14 protein-coding genes are annotated in these 15,820 nt (G+C 69.5%); 7 read left to right on the top strand and 7 right to left on the bottom strand.

What is annotated here, in order from left to right; all coding sequences use genetic code 11:
- Positions 1–62: 62 nt before the first annotated feature.
- Positions 63–317 carry a GlsB/YeaQ/YmgE family stress response membrane protein gene (locus tag ACFV9C_RS39260; protein ID WP_380202086.1) on the top strand — a complete coding sequence of 85 codons (255 nt, stop codon included), beginning with the start codon at positions 63–65 and terminating at the stop codon, positions 315–317.
- Between the two features lie 6 nt (positions 318–323).
- Here ACFV9C_RS39260 and ACFV9C_RS39255 read toward each other — a convergent pair whose 3' ends face one another.
- From ACFV9C_RS39255 to ACFV9C_RS39245, 3 genes are read right to left on the bottom strand one after another with little or no spacing between them, the layout of a single operon-like run.
- Positions 324–2,693, bottom strand: a complete 2,370-nt coding sequence (locus ACFV9C_RS39255) for a glycoside hydrolase family 65 protein (protein ID WP_380202084.1) — start codon at positions 2,691–2,693, stop codon at positions 324–326.
- Positions 2,690–3,433 carry a beta-phosphoglucomutase family hydrolase gene (locus ACFV9C_RS39250; RefSeq protein WP_380202082.1) on the bottom strand — a complete coding sequence of 248 codons (744 nt, stop codon included), beginning with the start codon at positions 3,431–3,433 and terminating at the stop codon, positions 2,690–2,692. Before ACFV9C_RS39250 ends, ACFV9C_RS39255 begins: the two co-directional genes overlap by 4 nt.
- Positions 3,434–3,482: 49 nt before the next feature.
- On the bottom strand, positions 3,483–4,472 hold the full coding sequence (locus ACFV9C_RS39245; protein ID WP_380202080.1) for an acetylxylan esterase: 990 nt from the start codon (positions 4,470–4,472) through the stop codon (positions 3,483–3,485).
- Between the two features lie 79 nt (positions 4,473–4,551).
- Between ACFV9C_RS39245 and ACFV9C_RS39240 the strand changes: the two genes are divergently transcribed.
- Positions 4,552–6,066, top strand: coding sequence for a sulfatase (locus tag ACFV9C_RS39240; RefSeq protein ID WP_380202078.1), 1,515 nt, complete (start codon positions 4,552–4,554; stop codon positions 6,064–6,066).
- The gene (locus ACFV9C_RS39235) at positions 6,063–7,034 is read left to right on the top strand and encodes an aminoglycoside phosphotransferase family protein (RefSeq protein WP_380202076.1); all 972 of its coding nucleotides are present in this window, start codon (positions 6,063–6,065) and stop codon (positions 7,032–7,034) included. Before ACFV9C_RS39240 ends, ACFV9C_RS39235 begins: the two co-directional genes overlap by 4 nt.
- Here the strand turns inward: ACFV9C_RS39235 and ACFV9C_RS39230 are convergent.
- Both ACFV9C_RS39230 and ACFV9C_RS39225 read right to left on the bottom strand, forming a co-directional pair.
- Complete coding sequence (locus tag ACFV9C_RS39230) at positions 6,986–8,014, bottom strand: enolase C-terminal domain-like protein (protein ID WP_380202074.1); 1,029 nt, start codon at positions 8,012–8,014, stop codon at positions 6,986–6,988. The genes ACFV9C_RS39235 and ACFV9C_RS39230 overlap by 49 nt on opposite strands.
- Positions 8,011–9,024, bottom strand: a complete 1,014-nt coding sequence (locus tag ACFV9C_RS39225) for a DUF4037 domain-containing protein (RefSeq protein WP_380202072.1) — start codon at positions 9,022–9,024, stop codon at positions 8,011–8,013. The genes ACFV9C_RS39230 and ACFV9C_RS39225 overlap by 4 nt, the downstream gene beginning before the upstream one ends.
- A gap of 37 nt (positions 9,025–9,061) precedes the next feature.
- Between ACFV9C_RS39225 and ACFV9C_RS39220 the strand changes: the two genes are divergently transcribed.
- From ACFV9C_RS39220 to ACFV9C_RS39205, 4 genes are read left to right on the top strand one after another with little or no spacing between them, the layout of a single operon-like run.
- Positions 9,062–9,706: an HAD family hydrolase gene (locus ACFV9C_RS39220; RefSeq protein ID WP_380202070.1), complete on the top strand. Its 645-nt coding sequence runs from the start codon at positions 9,062–9,064 to the stop codon at positions 9,704–9,706.
- A gap of 57 nt (positions 9,707–9,763) precedes the next feature.
- Entirely contained in the window at positions 9,764–10,447 is a 684-nt protein-coding gene (locus ACFV9C_RS39215) for a universal stress protein (protein ID WP_380202068.1), read from the top strand.
- A gap of 32 nt (positions 10,448–10,479) precedes the next feature.
- Positions 10,480–13,236, top strand: coding sequence for an AAA family ATPase (locus ACFV9C_RS39210; protein WP_380202066.1), 2,757 nt, complete (start codon positions 10,480–10,482; stop codon positions 13,234–13,236).
- Between the two features lie 32 nt (positions 13,237–13,268).
- Complete coding sequence (locus ACFV9C_RS39205) at positions 13,269–14,354, top strand: Gfo/Idh/MocA family protein (RefSeq protein WP_380202064.1); 1,086 nt, start codon at positions 13,269–13,271, stop codon at positions 14,352–14,354.
- A 5-nt stretch (positions 14,355–14,359) separates the two neighbouring features.
- Here the strand turns inward: ACFV9C_RS39205 and ACFV9C_RS39200 are convergent, their stop codons facing one another.
- Together ACFV9C_RS39200 and ACFV9C_RS39195 are read right to left on the bottom strand one after the other, a co-directional pair.
- Positions 14,360–14,722 (bottom strand): cupin domain-containing protein, encoded by a 363-nt coding sequence (locus tag ACFV9C_RS39200; protein WP_380202062.1) that lies wholly within the window; start codon positions 14,720–14,722, stop codon positions 14,360–14,362.
- A 2-nt stretch (positions 14,723–14,724) separates the two neighbouring features.
- Complete coding sequence (locus ACFV9C_RS39195) at positions 14,725–15,804, bottom strand: Gfo/Idh/MocA family protein (RefSeq protein WP_380202060.1); 1,080 nt, start codon at positions 15,802–15,804, stop codon at positions 14,725–14,727.
- Between the last annotated feature and the right edge of the window lie 16 nt (positions 15,805–15,820).

Below are 15,820 nucleotides of genomic sequence, written 5' to 3'. Positions count from 1 at the left end.
GCGGGCGGCGTCCCGCCGGGAGACTTGGGGCATACCGTTCGACACCTCGGAGGATCCCAGCCATGTTCGGCTTCATCATCGCCGGTCTCATCATCGGTGCACTCGCCCGGTTGTTCACCCCCGGCAAGCAGAAGCTCGGCCTGCTCGCCACGCTGCTGCTCGGCCTGGCCGGCTCGGTGATCGGCGGCACGATCGCGAGCATCCTCGGCACCGGCGGCATCTTCGAACTGAACGTGCTCGGCTTCGTCGTCGCGGTGATCTCGTCCGTGATGCTGGTCGGGACCGCCGAGTCACTGGCCGCCAAGAGCAAGAACTGACCGTCCTCAGCCGTCCTCGTTGACCGCCATCGCCGGCCGTGGCTCACGGCCTGGCGGCTGCGGCGGCCGGGGCAGCAGGGGGCGGCGCTTCCGCAGTGTCCGGACGACCGGCTGGGTCGCGGCGACGGTGATCTCCTCGCCCGCGTGCCGGAACGTGATCGACGCGTCCGGCCCGTCGTGCACGCTGTACTTCACCGCGACCGGATCGATCTCCACCTTCAGCCGTACGCCGCGCCACCGCACCGTGAAGCTCAACCCGGCCAGCCCGATCGGCAGCGCGGGGTCGAAGGACAGCATGCCCTCCTGATCGCGCAGCCCGCCGAACCCGGCCACCAGCGCGCTCCACGCACCGCCGAGCGAGGCCATGTGCAGCCCGTCGCCGGTGTTGTGGTGCAGGTTCCGCATGTCGATCAGCGCGGCCTCGTACGCGTAGTCGTACGCCAGGTCCAGATGCCCGACCTCGGCTGCCATCACCGCCTGCACGCACGCCGACAGCGACGAGTCCCGCACCGTCAGCCGCTCGTAGTAGTCGAAGTTCCGCGCCTTCTCCTCGTCGGTGAAGGCGTCACCGCACCAGTACGTCGCCAGCATCAGGTCGGCTTGTTTCACCACCTGCGTGCGGTACAGCTGGAAGTACGGCGCGTGCAGCAGCAGCGGGTACTTGTCCTTGTAGCCCTCGAAGTCCCACACGGCGTACCCGGTGAAGCCTTCGGACTGCGGATGGACGCCGAGGTCCTTGTCGTACGGCACGTACACGGCAGCCGACGCGTCCCGCCAGGACGCCTCCTCCTCGGCGTCGACGTCCAGCTCGCGTGCCCGGGCCGGGAACTTCGCCGCCATCCCGGCCGCGGACCGCAGGTTGCGGGCCGCCATCAGGTTCGTGAAAACGTTGTCGTCGGCAACGGCGCTGTACTCGTCCGGGCCGGTCACGCCGGGCAGGTGCCAGCGGCCGTCGCGGTCGTGGTGGCCGAGCGACATCCACAGCCGGGCGGTCTCGACGAGCAGCTCCAGCCCGACCTCGTCGAGGAAGTCGTCGTCGGCGCTGGCCCGGTAGTACCGCATCACCGCCTCGGCGATGTCCGCGTTGATGTGGAACGCCGCCGTACCGGCCGGCCAGTAGCCGGAACACTCCTGGCCGCGGATCGTCCGCCACGGGAACGCCGCGCCCTTGAAGCCCAGTTCCTCGGCCCGCTGCTTCGCCATCCGCAACGTCGAGTGCCGCCAGCGCAGCGCGTCGGCGGCCGCGTCCGGCATCGTGTAGGTCAGCACCGGCAGCACGAAGCCCTCAGTGTCCCAGAACGTGTGCCCGTCGTACCCGGCACCGGTCAGACCCTTCGACGGGATCGCCCGCCGCTCGGCCCGCGCACCGGCCTGCAGCACGTGGAAGAGCGCGAACCGCACCGCCTGCTGGAGCTCGGGATGGCCTTGTACTTCGACGTCGGCGCCGTCCCAGAAGTCGTCCAGGAACTCGACCTGCTGCTTGGTGAGCCCGTCCCACCCGGAGAACCGGGCACTCGCGAGCGCGGCCGCGACCTGGTCCCGGATCGCGGTCTCCGAGCGCAGGCTAGACCAGCCGTACGCCAGGTACTTCACCACGCGCAGGCTCTCGCCCGGCTGCAGCTGGCAGATCACCGTGGTCCGCGCCCAGTCCTCACGGACGTCCTGGTCCATCGCGTACCGCACCGAGGTGTCGACCTCGTGCGCCATCGCCGCCGCCATCAGTTGCCGGCTGCGGCTGGTGCGGTGGATCAGTACGGTCCCGTGCTCGCCGCCGTCGTGGCTGACCGGGTGCAGCGGGTTGTCCAGTACGGCGGCGACCCGCGGGTCGTCGGACAGCTTCGGCTGCGTCTCGTTGGCGACCAGCTCGGACTGGATCACGAACCGGGCAGGCTGGTCGACCGGCTCCACGACGTACTCGATCGCCGCGACCGCGCGCTGGGTCAGCGAGACCAGGCGGCGGGTCCGGACCTTGATCCGCTTGCCGCCGGGTGAGGTCCAGTCGACGTCGCGTTCGAGGATGCCGCTGCGGAAGTCGAGCGAGCGCTCGTGCTTGGTCAGGTACCCGTACCGGATGTCGAACGGCGAGTCGTCGACGAGCAGCCGGATCAGCTTGCCGTTGGTGACGTCGACGAGCGTCTGCCCGGACTCCGGGTACCCGTAGCCGGCCTCGGCGTACGGGAGTGGGCGCTGCTCGTAGAACGAGTTCAGGTAGGTGCCGGGGATCGCGTACGGCTCGCCCTCGTCGAGGTTGCCGCGCAGGCCGATGTGGCCGTTCGACAACGCGAACAGCGACTCGGACTGGGCCAGCTTGTCCATCGCCAGCCGGGTCTCGCGGAGCCGCCAGGGCTCGACCGGGTGGTGGCCTCGATCGATCACTTCTCCTCCAGCAGGTCCGCGAGGTCCTTGACCACGACGTCGGCGCCGTGGGTCTTCAGGTCGGCGGCCTGGCCGACCCGGTCGACTCCGACCACCTGCCCGAAGTGCCCGGAGCGGCCCGCGGACACGCCGGCCAGCGCGTCCTCGAAGACGGCCGCCGCGGACGGCTCGATCCCGAACCGCTCGGCCGCGGCCAGGAACGTGTCCGGCGCGGGCTTGCCCTTCAGGCCCTCGGTGCGGATCGTGACGCCGTCGACGACCTCCTCGACGTACTGCGCCAGACCGGTGACGTCGAGCACCTCGCGGGTGTTCGCGCTGGACGACACCACCGCTCGCCGCAGGCCCGCCTCGACGGCGGCCTGGAGGTACCGCCGGGAGCCTTCGAAGACGTGCACGCCCTCGGTCCGGATCCGCCGCTGGACAGCCTCGTTCTTCCGGTTCCCGAGGCCGTTCACGGTCATCGCCGACGGCGGGTCGTCCGGGTCGCCGTCCGGCAGTGTGATGTGCCGCGCGGCCAGGAAGTCCCGGACCCCGCTGGCGCGCGGCTTGCCGTCCACGTACGCGTCGTACTCCGCGCGGGCGTCGAACGGCACGAACTCGATGCCGTGCTGCGCCGAATACTCGCGGAGGAACTCGTCGAACATTTCTTTCCACGCCGCAGCGTGGACGGCAGCCGTGTCGGTGAGCACGCCATCCAGGTCGAACAAGCAGGCCTGGATCCCCGTAGGTAGTCCGAGCATGCCGACCACACTAGGGGGTCGAGCGGTCCGGCGGACGAACGGCAGGCGATCAGCCGAAGATCTCTGCGAACCAGTCGAGCTGGACGGCCTGCTGGTACGTCTGCCCGCCCTCGTGCTCGTTGTACTGGTACACCTCGATCTGCTTCTGCTCGCTGCCGTAGCTGTTGAACGCGGCGAACACCGTCGACGGCGGGCAGGTCGCGTCCATCAGCGCCACCGAGAACAGGGCGGGCGCCGTCGCCAGCGCGCCGAGGTTCACCCCGTCGAAGTAGCTCAGCGTGTTGTGCACGGTGTCGACGTCCTGCCGGAACCCCTTCAGGTACCGGGTGATCTCGCCGTACGGGTCCTTGTCGGTGATCTGCAGCGCCCGCTGGAAGTGACAGAGGAACGGTACGTCGGGAGCGCAGCCGACCAGGTCGATCCCGGCCAGCGGCGCGAGGCCGGCCGCCGCGATCGAGATGCCGCCGCCCTGGCTGCCGCCGCTCACGGCCAGCTTCGCCGGGTCGACGAACGGCGACGCCTTCGCGGCCTCCAGCGCCCGGACCGCGTCGATGTACACGCGGCGGTAGTAGTACGTCTCCGGGTCGGTGATGCCCGCGGTCATGAACCCCGGCGTGTGGTTGAGACCGGCGTACGGCGTGTCGTCCGGGGTGCTGTCGAAGCCGCCCTGGCTGTAGCCCTGGCCGCGCGTGTCCATCACGAAGTGCGCGTACCCGGCCTGCGCCCAGAGGGTGGTCGAGTGCGGCAGCCCGCGGCCGCCGCTGTAGCCGTGGTACTGCACGACCGTCGGCAACGGACCCTCGGCGCCGGCCGGCACGTGCAGCCAGCCCTTCACCGGGGTGCCGCCGAAGCCGGCGTACGTGACGTCGTAGGTGTCGACGACCGCGAGCTTGTTGTCGATCGCGGTGAACGTGGCGGACAGGTCGTCGGTGCGCGCCTTCTCGATCGATCGGCGCCAGAAGTCGACCAGGTCGGCGGGCACGGCCACCTCGGGCCGGTACTCGCGGAGCTTGTCGAGGGAAAGGTCGAACATGGCCATGACCGGTAAACCTACGCCAGCAGGCGGCCCGGTGGAAACCGTTGTCCATCTCCGGTACCGGGTGAACTATCGTGCAGAGATGCCGACTCCGAACATCGTCTTCGTGATGTCCGACGACCACGCGGCGCACGCCATCTCGGCGTACGGCAGCAGGGTCAACAGCACTCCCAATCTGGACCGGCTGGCCCGGGAAGGTGTGCGGATGGACGCGACGTACTGCACGAACTCGATCTGCTCGCCGTCGCGGGCGTCGATCCTGACCGGCACGTACAGCCATGTGAACGGGGTCGCGTCGATCTGGACCGAGATCGACTACCGGGTGCCGACGATCGCGGAGGTGCTGCAGGAGGCCGGGTACCAGACCGCGCTGTTCGGCAAGTGGCACCTCGGTGAGCAGCCGGCGTCCGCGCCGCGGAACTTCGACGCGTGGCGGGTGTTCCCCGGGCAGGGTGAGTACGTCGACCCGCTGATGATTGGGCCGGACGGCGCCGAGACGGTGCCCGGGTACGCGACCGACATCGTCACGGACCAGAGCATCGACTGGATCCGGCAGCGGGACCCGGAACGCCCGTTCCTGCTGCTGGTGCACCACAAGGCACCGCATCGGCCGTGGGTGCCGGACGAGAAGCACAAGGACCTCTACCCGGTCGGTTCGATCCCGGAGCCGGACACGCTGTTCGACGACCACAGCACCCGCAGCCAGGCGGTCCGCGGCGTCCACATGTCCGTTGCCGACGACCTGGCCGCGGAGGAGCTGAACGAGAAGCTCCCGGACGAGCTGCGCGGGCAGGAGAACCGGGAGGCGCGGATGCGGTGGAAGTACCAGCGCTACCTGCGGGACTACCTGCAGTGCGTGCAGTCGATCGACGACAACGTCGGCCGGTTGCTCGACGTACTGGACTCCGAAGGGCTGGCGGAGAACACGGTCGTGGTCTACACGTCGGACCAGGGCTTCTTCCTCGGCGACCACGGGTGGTTCGACAAGCGGCTGATGTTCGACGAGTCGCTGCAGATGCCGATGATGATCCGCTGGCCGTCGGTCATCCCGGCCGGCAGCACCTGCGACGAGATGGTCACCAACGTGGACTTCGCGGCGACGTTCCTGGAGATGGCCGGCCTGGACGCGGCGTCGGCGCTCCCAACGTCGCAGGGCCGGAGCTTCCTGCCGCTGCTGCGCGGCGAGGAGGTCTCCGACTGGCCGGACGCCGTCTACTACCGGTACTGGGAGCACGACGACCCGATCCACCATGCTCCGGCCCATTACGGCGTACGGACGAAGGACTACAAGCTCATCCACTACTACGGCGCCGGTCTGGGCGTACCGGGCTCGTCGGACCGCCTGTTCGAGTCTGAGTGGGAGCTGTACGACCTCGACAAGGACCCTGCCGAGCTGACGAACGTGGCTGACGACCCTGCGTACGCCGAGACGCGCGCGGGCCTGGCTGTTCGCCTGGGTGAGTTGCAGGCGCACTACGCCGACCTCCCGTACGACGGTCCGTCAACACCGGCGCCCTCGTGGTCCTGGGCGGACAAGAAGGCGCTGGGCCAGGTAGCGAAGTACCTGGAGAACCTGCCGGAACGCGGTCAGGCGTGAGCTTCACAGCCGGCGACGTAGGCGCCGCCTTGGGTACGCCTGTGCGCGGTCTTGACGTGCTGGAGACCTTCGCGGCCTCGGCTGCGGACGTTGCCCGGCTGCAGGTGCGTACTGCCGGTGCTGACCTCACGGTGATCGCCAAGCTGGCCACCGGGGACGGGGTCGCTGCGGCCCGCCGTGAGGTGCAGTTCTTCGAGCAGCTTGCTCCGGGCTGGTCACATCCAGCTCCGCAGTACCTGGGCGCGCACGACACAGGCAACGCAGTACTGCTGCTGACCGAAGACCTCGCGCAGACCGGCTACCGCGTGGTCGGTACGGCGGTGTCGGACGAGCAGCTGTACGGCGCGATCGACGTCATCGCCGGGGTCCACGCACACTTCTGGAACTGCACCGACACACCGGAGTTCGAGGCCTCGGTGACGAGCTCCGCACAGGCCTGGCCGCCGGACGTGATCACCCGCCACGCCCTGGCTGTTCGCGAGGCAGCCGACGAGTTCTTCGCCCGGACCACGGAGCTCGAGCGGTCAGAGCGCGCGGTTCTCGACGAGGTACTCGCCAGCTGGGAGCCACAGTTCCAGGCACGCGTCGCCGGCCGTCAGCACCTCACGCTGATCCACGGCGACTTCCACTTCCTGGGCAACGTCTTCTTCACCGCCGGAGACCCGCGGCCCAAGGTGATCGACTGGTCCGAGCTGAAACCCGGCCTGGCACCCCACGACCTCGCCTACTCGCTCAGCGCACTCCCGTCCCGCCAAGCCGACGCAGCCGACCTCCTACGGCACTACTGGAAGGCTCTGGACATACCGGACTACAGCTGGGAGCTGTGCAGCTGGGATTTCCGCTTCTCGTTGTTCAGTAACCTCTTCCAGTCCGTCTTCCAGCAGAGCGTGAAGTGGTACCGAGCCTCGCTGACAGCGCTCTACCCTGGTTTGAGGCCGAACCCAGGCTCCTCCGACAAGACGACGTAGCCGTCCTCGAGTGTGTAAGCGTTGGGGCCGGGGACGCCTTCGATGATGGGGGTCTTGCCGAGGCCGGCAGCGAGGTGGGCCGCGTACAGGGTTTTGAGTGGGAGGCCCCAGGCGTGAGGTGAGGCCTCGGCCTGGAGCAGCGGCATGGTTCGGCGCCAGGCGGTGAGGCCGTGGCCGATGACGTCCATGAGGGCTACGTCCACCAGGCCCTCGGCTGCCAGTGCGAGGACGTGCTCGACGTTCGGGTCGTACTCGCCGTCGGCGATCCGGATCGGGCTGTCGTGCAGGTGTTCGCGCAGCGCCTGCAGGTCGGGGCGGCGTTCCGGGAACGGCTCCTCGATCCAGTACAGGCCGCAGTCCGCGACCGCGTCGACGTACTCGAAAAGGCCGTTGAGTGTGAAGCCGTCGTTGCCGTCGACCAGGATCGCCGCGTCGGGATACAGCTCACGCGTCAGCCGGGTGACCTCGATGTCACGCCGCAAGCCCTCCCGCGGATCCATCCAGCGGTGGCCGCGCCCGATCTTCAGCTTGAAGTCGCGGAACCCGAACGCGTGGTCCTGCGCGAGGTTCGCGCGGATCGCGGCCGGCCCGCCGTCCAGGTCGTCGAAGTAGATGCCGCCGCTGTAGCACCGCACCCGCGGCGACCCGGCGCCGCCGATCATCGCGTACACCGGCACCTCGAGGATCCGCGCCGCCAGGTCGTGCAGCGGGTAGTCGAGGAACTCCGCCGCCGGGTCGAGCACCCCGCGCTCCGGATCGATCAGCTCCACCAGCGGCCGTCCGATCAGCGGCCCGGGGTCCCCGTCCGACAGCGGCAGCCCCCAGCCGGTCGCGCCGCGGTCCGTCTCCACGACGTACGCCGTGACGCTGCCGCCGTTCCCGTGGCTGCCGAGGAACGAGTTCCGCCCGACGGTCCGCAGGTACTCGTACCCGAGCTGCACCGTCGTGACCGAGCTGATCGTGTGTTTCGACAACGTCACTGGAAGACCTCCACAAGCCGGCGATAGGCGGACGGATTGCTCAGTACGTCGGTGCTGTCCACGAACTGGTCGATCGACCCGATCGGGCCGACGCGCTTCAGCCGCGGGTCCGACACCGTCGCGTGAGAGGCCTCGGCGAACCGCGCGGCGTCCAGCACCAAGGCCGGCCGGTCGAAGAACGGCCGCGGTTCCGGGTCCAGCTCGGCCGTGATCCCGAGCGCATTGTGCCGCAGAGCAACCAGCCGGTACGCCGTGACCAGCGCCCGCTCCCGGTCCGCGAAGTTGCCCGCGGCAACCGTCTCCGCGAGCGCCCGGTCGAGCCCGTCCGGATGCCCCAGCCGGGCGAACGCCGTACCCAGCCATTTCGTGTACGGCGCGTACGTCCGGGACTGCAGCAGCGCGAGCCGCAGCACCTCGCGGGCGAGCCGGGCCGCGACGATCCGGGACCCGAGCTCGTCGCCGACCTCGTGAGTCCGCTGCATGAACGGCTCCTCCTGCGCGATCCGGGTCCACTGGCAGGCCATCAGCCATCGCCAGATCTCGTCCGGGTACCACGCCAGCGCCGTACGCACCGGTGCGAGCCGGCCGTCGTCGGCGTACACGTGTCCCTTCACCACACCGAGGAACTGCTGCTGCGGTGTGACCAGCCAGTCGTCCAGACCGATGCCCTCGGACGCGTCGAAGCCGAGGTGTCCGCGCAGCCAGTCGCCCAGCCGCGCCACGGTCACGCGGTGCTCCACGGCATGCACAGACGACCCGAACCGGACCGGGTAGCCACGGTACTCGTCCGGCAGCACCGCCTCAATCTGCTTGCGGACCGTCTCCGGCTCGTCGACCAGCACGACCAGCCGTGGACCCCAGTCGTGGTCCATCGAGCGTGAGGTGTCGTAGCCGAGCACATCGGATCCCCAGCCCAGCAAACCGGCCGCATGGCCTGTGCTGCCGAGAACCGGGGCCACCACGTCCTCGTAGAACCCAGCCGACAACTCCTGCGCGGGGACGAAAGCCATGCGGGCCATCCTTCCACCCCGCACTACAGTGACGCTCGTGATTTCGCATGTGGTGTGGGACTGGAACGGCACGCTCCTCAACGACAACCACGCCGTACTGGCGGCGGTCAACGAGGTCTGTACCGGGTTCGGCCGGCCAGAGCTGACGTGGGGCGAGTGGCAGGCAGCGTACGCGCGCCCGATGCGCCTCTCGTACGAGCAGGTCCTGCAGCGCACCCTCGACGAAGAAGAGTGGGCACAGGTCGACAAGCTCTACCACGACCGGTACGACGCACTCCTGCACACGTGTGAGCTCGCAGCCGGCGCACACGACGTACTGCGTGCATGCGCCACAGGCGGGCGGACGCAGTCGCTGCTGTCGATGTGGTTCCACTCCCGCCTCACACCGACCGTGGAGCAGTACGGGCTCACCCAGTACTTCACCCGCGTCGACGGGCTGCCCGGTGAGGTAGGTGGTGGCTCCAAGGCGGACAGTCTCGCCCGGCACCTCCAGGAGCAGCAGCTGGAGCCGGGGTCCGTCGTACTGATCGGTGACGTCGTCGACGACGCCAACGCGGCGCAGGCGGCTGGTACGCGGTGTGTTCTGGTGACTACTGGAGCGATGACCCGTGAGGCGTTGCTGACCACGGGAGCACTGGTCACGGGGTCCATTACGGAGGCCCTGCAACTGCTGGACACGTGAGTCCGCCCGTGGGTCTCCCTGGTGTGATGCACCCACCTGCGAAGAGACGGTGGGGCCATGGAACAAGTAGTGGTCTTGATCGAGCAGGACAGCCAGGACACCCTGGACTGGGCCGCAGCCGAGGCAGCGGCCCGTAACGCCGAGCTCCGCGTTGTGTACGCGTTCCCCTGGACGCACGTACTCGACGCCTTCGGTGACCTGGCCGTCGACGAGCAGGACCTGGCAGCGGCCGAGGTGGTCGTGCAGGACGCGATCGAGTACGCCCGGGACCTGTTCCCGAGCCTGCGCGTCTCCTCCACGATCTTCCCGGGTCGCCCAGTCACCGCGCTGCTCAACGAGGCCCGCGAGAGCACCGGTGCGCTGGTCGTCATCGGCCACGGTCGCCGGTACGAACGCAAGCTCGCACGCCGACTGGCCCGCCGTACGACAGCTTCGCTCGCGGTCGTCGGGCTGGCTCACGACCGTACGCCCGGCCCGTCCACAGGCAGGGTTGTCGTCGCCGATTCCGACGCCCTGGGCTTCGCCTTCAGTGCAGCACGCCGACGCGGCGCCGGCCTGACCGTGGTGGGTCCGGCGGACATCAGAGCGTGGGCGGAGGTCTACCCGGAGGTCGACGTACGCCGCAGCGTCATCAGCGGAACCAGCGCAGTACAAGCCGAGTCCACAGCGGCCGCCCTGACCGTACTGACGCTCCAGCATGGCTCAGGCCAGATCGCCCGCGGCCCGGTGGTGCTGGTCTGACCGACAGGCTGTGACCGTCTAGGCTGGCGGGCGTGGTGGGGAAACTGGAGCTTCGTGGGCGGCGGCGGGAGACTGCGGCGCTGGTTGGGCTCGTTGGTGAGGCCAAGGCTGGGCGTAGTCAGGTGCTGGTGCTCACCGGCGAGGCCGGCGTCGGGAAGTCGGTGCTGCTGGAGGTGCTGGTCGCGGGGGCCGACGGGTGCCGGGTGACTCGGACGGCGGGGATCGAGTCCGAGATGGAGCTCGCGTACGCCGGGTTGCATCAGCTCTGCCTGCCGTTCCTGGACAACCTCGAGCGGTTGCCGGAGCCGCAGCGGGACGCGCTCGGTACGGCGTTCGGGCTGCGGAGCGGGGCTACGCCGGACCGGTTTCTGATCGGGCTGGCGGTGCTCAACCTGCTCGCTTCCGGTGAGCAGCCGGTGGTGTGTGTGGTTGATGACGCTCAGTGGCTGGATCTGATGTCGGCGCGGATCCTCGCGTTCGTCGCGCGGCGGCTCGGGGCCGAGTCGGTGGCGATGGTGTTCGCGGTGCGGGACGGGATCGCGCACGAGTTCGAGGGGTTGCCGGAGCTGGCGGTCCGCGGGCTGGACGACGGCGACGCACGGGCGTTGCTCGAGTCCGTACTCCCCGGGCCGATCGACCCGCGGGTCCGCGACCGGATCGTCGCCGAGACCCGCGGCAACCCGCTCGCGCTGCTCGAACTCCCCCGCGCCTGGACCGCGGCCGAGCTGGCGGACGGACAGATGTCAGGCACCCTCGCGGGTCGCATCGAGGACGGCTTCGCCCGCCGCCTCGAGGCCTTGCCGACCGAAACCCGCCTCCTCCTGCTGACCGCCGCCGCCGAACCCCTCGGCGACCCCACCCTGCTCTGGCGCGCCGCCGAACAGCTCGGGTTAGGTACGGATGTGGCGGCTGGGGCTATTGCGTCGGGGTTGATCGAGTTCGATCAGCAGGTTCGGTTTCGGCATCCGTTGGTGCGGTCGGCGGCGTATCGGACGGCTACTCCGCAGCAACGGCTCGCCGTACACCGGGCGTTGGCGGCGGTGACCGATCCGGAGACCGATCCGGACCGGCGCGCGTGGCATCGGGCGCAGGCGGCGGTGACGCCTGACGAGGACGTCGCTGCAGACTTGGAACGGTCCGCGGACAGGGCTCGTGCTCGCGGTGGGTTCTTTGCTGCCGGCATCTTTCTGGAACGCGCGGCCGCGTTGACGATCGACCCGGACCGGCGGGCCGACCGCGTCCTGGCCGCCGCGACCGCGAAGCGCAGTGCCGGTGCGCTCGACTCCGCCCTCGACCTCCTCGGTGGAGCCGCCACCGGTCCCGCGAACCCGGTCCGGGAGGCGGAGATCACTCGCCTGCGCGGGGAGATCGCCTTCGACCGCGGGCATGCGGTCGAGGCTGCCCGTACGCTCGTCAAAGCCGCTCAACAACTCGAGCCGCACAACCACGACCAAGCACGCGTCGCATACCTCGAAGCAATGTCCGCAGCCATCTGGGCCAGCGGCCCCGAAACCCCCGGCATCCTCACCGAAACCGCCACCGCAGCTCCCACCCCACACAGCGGCGGGGGCGAGGGTGGTCAAGGAGCCGGCGAACCCGTCCTGCGCGGCGGTGGGGGTGCGGGTGGGGAGGTGTTGTTGCAGGCGTTGGCGGTTCGGTTTACGCAGGGGTATGGCGCGGCCGCGGCGCAGCTCAGGGAGGCGCTCGATCAGGCGCGTGAAGGGGACGCGGACGACGGGTGGCTCTGGCTGGCCGGCAACCGGGCGAGTGGCATCGTCGCGATCGATCTCTGGGACCTCGACACGGCCCTCGAGCTCGCCGCGCGTCACGACCGCGTCGCCCGCGACAGTGGCGCACTCGTCCAGCTCCAATGGGCCCTCAACTTCCGCGCCAACGTCGTCTCGATGACCGGCGACCTGACCGCGACCGCGGCGTACGTCGAGGAGGAACGCCAACTGGCGAAGGCCTCCGGCAATCGCGTGCTCGGGATCGGCGCCATGCAGCTCGAGGCTCTCCGCGGCGACGAGTCCACCGCCCAGCCGCTCATCGACACAATGATCCGCGAGGCCCGCGCCCAGGAGCAGGGCCGGATGACCGCGATCGCGACGTACACCAGTGCCCTCCTCAACAACGGCCTCGGCCGCTACGAGACCGCCCGCGACGCCGCACTCCAGGTCTTCGAACAGGACCCCGTCGCGTACGGCGCCCTCGCGGTCGGCGAACTCGCCGAAGCCGCCTCCCGCACCGGCGACCGGAAGCTCGTCGAGACCACCCTCACCTGGCTCGCCGACCGCGTCGCGGCCGTCCCGACCGACTGGTCCCGCGGCATGCACGCCCGCGCCCAGGCCCTCCTGACCAACGACGAGACGGCGTACCGCGCCTCCATCGACCACCTCGGCCGGACGGCGCTCCGCCTGGAGACGGCTCGCGCCGAACTCCTGTACGGCGAATGGCTCCGCCGCGAAGGCCGCCGGCAGGACGCCCGCGAGCACCTTCGCACCGCCCACGAACAACTCTCCGCGATGGGCACCGCCGCGTTCGCGGACCGCGCCCGGCACGAGCTCCTGGCCACCGGCGAGACGGTCCGCAAACGCACCGCCGAGACCACCAACGACCTGACCTCCCAGGAAGCCCAGATCGCCGGCCTGGCCCGCGACGGCCTCACCAACCCGGAGATCGCCGCCCAGCTGTTCATCAGCCCCCGCACCGTCGAATGGCACCTCCGCAAGACCTTCTCCAAACTGGGCATCACCTCCCGCCGCCAACTCCGCACGGCACTCGCCCGGTAGCAGCCGGCGCCGCGACCCGGCAGAGTTGGCGCATGAGCATCGACGTGATCGTGGTCGGCCTGGGGTTCGGAGCCGACTTCGCACCGATCTACCAGGCACATCCGGACGTCGGCCGGGTCGCGGTGGTGGACGCGGACCCAGCCCGTACGGCGACCGTCGCGGACCGGCTCGGGATCGCGGACCGGTTCATGTCGCTCGAGGAGGCGCTCGCCGCGGACGGGTGGGACGCCGTACATCTGCTGACGCCCGTCCGGTTCCACGCCGGGCAGGTCCAGCAGGTACTGCGGTCCGGCCGGCACTGCGCGTCCGCCGTACCGATGGCGACGACTCTCGACGACCTGGACGCGTTGATCGCGGCGCAGGACGAGTCCGGGCGCAACTACCTGATGATGGAGACCGCGGTGTACTCCCGCGAGTTCTTCCACGCCAGGCAACTCCTCGACGACGGGGTACTCGGCCGGCTGAGCTACTTCAAGGGCGACCATCTGCAGAACCTCGACGGGTTCCCGGAGTACTGGCGCGGCTACCCGCCGATGCACTACGTCACCCATGCGCTCTCCCCCGCGCTCGCACTCGCCGACGCCCGGGTGGAATCCGTGCGATGCCTCGGATCGAGCCAACTCACACCGGAACACATCGGAGTCGCGGGCGACGGGTTCGGCACCGAGGCAGCACTGTTCAAGCTGGCGGGCGACGACGCATTGGTTGCCAACGTGACGATGTCGTTCTTCCAGCTCGGGCGGAGCTACCTCGAGGGATTCTCGGTGTACGGCGACCAAGGCGCACTGGAGTGGCCGCAGCTCGAGGGCGGACCGATGAAGGAGTTCCGGATGGCCCCGTTGACCGAGGTACGGCGCGGACGCGAGGTAGCCGTTGCCGACGTCGAGCCGGCCGGTGCACCGGACTTGTTGCCCGAGGCAATCAGGCGGTTCACGAGCGGCGGGCACGGCGGGTCGCATCCGCACCTGGTCCACGAGTTCGTCTCCAGCATCGTCGAGCACCGCATGCCCCGAGTCGACGCCCGGACGGCAGCGACGTGGACCGCACCCGGGATCTGCGCGCACCAGTCCGCATTGCGGGGCGGTGCGGAGATCCAGGTGCCCGACTACAGCAGCTAGGCGTCTCACTCACCGACTGTTTCGCGGTTGGGGGTGGAGAAGCAGATGACGAAGATTGCCTCGTCCTCGCCGAGGTTGCGGGCGTTGTGGACGGCGCCGGACGGGATGCTGATCGTGTCGCCGGCCGACATCGTCACCTTGTCGTCGTCGACCGTGTGCTCGATCGTGCCCTGCAGCACATGCAGGACCTCGTCGCAGTTCGGGTGGTAGTGCCGCGGGTTCTGCTCCCCAGGGCGGATGTAGCAGCGGCCGACCGTCATCGTGCCGGAGTTGCCCAGCGCCGCGGAGACCATCCACTCCAATCGCCCCCACGGCTGCTGCTCCACCGCCACCGCGTCGGCGGCCGTCACCCGGCTCTTCTCTCCCATGGTCAACTCCCGATCGTCGCGGACGTACCGGCGGGCAGCCGGCGGTACAGCTCGTACAGCTTGAGGATCTCCCGCACCTGTCCCAGCGTGCCCTTCCGCACCGGCTTCCCGGCCAGCACGCTCTCGCAGAAGTGCACGATCTCGGGCACATACCCGAGGTAGAACAAGTTCTTGTTGTACAGCTGCCCCAGCGAGAATTCCGGCTCCCAGTGCAGCGGCGCCACCGCGTCATCGGTCACGAACGACGACGTACGCCCGTACCCGAGCTCCGCCCCACGCCGGTAGTACGTGATCCGTACGCCGTTCTCCACCACGACGTTCGCCCCGTCGCCGATCACCTCGACCCGTTCCAGCGGCGCCCCGTTCGCCGCCCCGGCCGCGAGGTGCAGCGTCCCCACCGCGCCCGACTCGAACAGCAGGCTCGACACACTCGCCCCGGTCCGCGGCTCCCACTCGTAGCTCAGCCGCCGGACCGGTCCCATCAGGTACGTGAGCACCGCCGCCGGATGGAAGATGTGGTCCAGGAACCCGATCATCCGTACGTCGTCCGCCCGGTCCTCCGGCGCCGGCAACGCCTGCGGGTACCGCACCGCGATCGACGACGCCGCCCCGAACTCCGGCGTACCCATGATCGCCTTCACCTTCTCGGTCGCGGGTGTGAAGATCTTCTTCAACCCGGTCATCACCGTCCGGCCCGTCTCGGTGGCAGCCGCCTCCAATCGATCCAGCTGCGCGATCCCCGCCGCGGTCGGCTTCTCCATCCACACATGCGCCCCGGCCCGCACACAGTCCTCGGCCAGCGCCGTCGCCTGCACATCACCCGCATCCGTGTACGACGTCACGATGAACACCGCGTCCGGCCGCTCCACCGACAACATCTCCCGATGGTCGTCGTACGCCGCACCCGCCCCGAACTGCCGCGCATACGTCTCGGCCCGCTCCAGCTGTACGTCGCACACCGCGACGAGATCCACCGGCGCGTACTGGAACGCCGGATACACGTTCCGGTACGAGTGCCCGCCCGCGCCGATGAACGCGACGCGCAGCCGCTCGGGGTACTCGAACTGATAGGTCACAGGCATGGGCCCTAGATTGGAC

Source organism: Kribbella sp. NPDC059898 (assembly GCF_042730855.1).
In the GTDB taxonomy this organism is placed as follows: Bacteria; Actinomycetota; Actinomycetes; order Propionibacteriales; family Kribbellaceae; genus Kribbella.
The sequence above is the reverse complement of the archived record's forward strand: the minus strand, read 5'-3'. Positions and strand labels throughout refer to the sequence as shown.

Coding starts and splice junctions, on each gene's coding strand:
- ACFV9C_RS39205 (WP_380202064.1), top strand. CDS start 13,269: ATGAGCATCGACGTGATCGTGGTCGGCCTGGGGTTCGGAGCCGACTTC.
- ACFV9C_RS39240 (WP_380202078.1), top strand. CDS start 4,552: ATGCCGACTCCGAACATCGTCTTCGTGATGTCCGACGACCACGCGGCG.
- ACFV9C_RS39225 (WP_380202072.1), bottom strand. CDS start 9,024: ATGGCTTTCGTCCCCGCGCAGGAGTTGTCGGCTGGGTTCTACGAGGAC.
- ACFV9C_RS39250 (WP_380202082.1), bottom strand. CDS start 3,433: ATGCTCGGACTACCTACGGGGATCCAGGCCTGCTTGTTCGACCTGGAT.
- ACFV9C_RS39195 (WP_380202060.1), bottom strand. CDS start 15,804: ATGCCTGTGACCTATCAGTTCGAGTACCCCGAGCGGCTGCGCGTCGCG.
- ACFV9C_RS39200 (WP_380202062.1), bottom strand. CDS start 14,722: ATGGGAGAGAAGAGCCGGGTGACGGCCGCCGACGCGGTGGCGGTGGAG.
- ACFV9C_RS39245 (WP_380202080.1), bottom strand. CDS start 4,472: ATGGCCATGTTCGACCTTTCCCTCGACAAGCTCCGCGAGTACCGGCCC.
- ACFV9C_RS39260 (WP_380202086.1), top strand. CDS start 63: ATGTTCGGCTTCATCATCGCCGGTCTCATCATCGGTGCACTCGCCCGG.
- ACFV9C_RS39215 (WP_380202068.1), top strand. CDS start 9,764: ATGGAACAAGTAGTGGTCTTGATCGAGCAGGACAGCCAGGACACCCTG.